The organism is Wolbachia endosymbiont of Glossina morsitans morsitans (genome assembly GCF_000689175.1).
Classification (GTDB): domain Bacteria; phylum Pseudomonadota; class Alphaproteobacteria; order Rickettsiales; family Anaplasmataceae; genus Wolbachia; species Wolbachia pipientis.
The window spans coordinates 1-1,274 of sequence record NZ_AWUH01000123.1; the positions used below are offsets into that span (position 1 = coordinate 1).

At 32.7% G+C, this 1,274-nt stretch carries 1 protein-coding gene; it reads left to right on the forward strand.

Annotated elements, in window-relative coordinates:
- Positions 1-71 precede the first annotated feature (71 nt).
- Positions 72-1,274, forward strand: a 1,203-nt coding sequence (locus tag WGMM_RS02975; protein WP_038249854.1) for an ankyrin repeat domain-containing protein, incomplete at its 3' end; no start/stop codon positions are given.

Below are 1,274 nucleotides of genomic sequence, written 5' to 3' on the forward strand. Positions count from 1 at the left end.
AGATTATGGTTATTGACTTAATGTTACATATCGCATACAATATATCACATATCTTAGCTTAAGGGGTAAGTATGGGTGAGTCTACTGGGATAGTAAAATCTATCATCAATCTGCTAAAACCAAAATCCAAACCAGAACCATCTGATTTTGAATATGAATCCATTATAGAACATTTATCATCTAAAGAGCATTTATTAAATGAACTGATGAATGATATGTGGTACTCAGGAGATTTACCATCAGTTAGAAACTATAATGAACCATCATCTTTGATAGATAGCAAACTTGGATTAAGTGAACAGATTTGTGTTTGGTTTGCTCTGGATCATGGTCTTACACCAAGTCAAAAAAATTTAAACAAAAAGTTACTTAGTGCTCTAAAATGTTTAGCTTCTAACTGTGGTTCATTTGATAATACTGAACCTCTTGAAGAATTTTTACATGATAATAGAAACAATAAAGATTTAAAAGTAATTCTTAACCTCAGAAGAGGAGAATCTCAATCAACAGTATTGCATGCGATTGCAGGAGCAAATATTGGTGGATTTCGTCGCACAGGAAATCAGGCTATAGATTTACTCTTAGAAGCAGGTGCAGATCCTAACATACAAGATAATAAAGGAAAAACACCACTATACCTTGCTGCTGCTAAAGGTCATTACGATAATGCAAACTCTCTTCTCTTGAAAGGAGCTAACCCTAATATAACAAGTAGAAAGGGGAGAGCGCCACAACAAATAGCAACTAATAAACTCTGCTATAATATTGAAGAATTATTTTTAACTGATAAACAGAAAAAGATGAATAAGGAATTGTATGACTTACTTGTACTCGATTCAGACTGCACTGAAAATTTAAAGGAGTTTTTAAGTAAGCATAAAAGAGATTCAGACCTAAAAGTGGTGCTAAATATTCGGCAAGGAATGGGTGAATCAAAAGTGTTTTCGTATGTTGATCGTTTTGCTTGGGACAATGAAGGTCTTGCTCAAGAATTAAGAAAGATATTTTTAGAAGCAGGAGCATTAGATTATGATATAAACATTTATCGTCAGCAAAAGAAAGAACAGGCCAGTACATTAGTCGTTAATTTAACTTCAAATCAAAAGGAGAAGTTAAATAAGTTTTCTGATAAGGTATTTCGAGCTCAAAACATGGCTGAACTTGAAAAGATTGTAAACGATGCTATAAAGTCTGGTGTACGATTAAACTATTCTCTTTCACAAGATTTCTTTTCAGGTAATGAGTACACTTTTACCGATTATGTGATGAAAAAA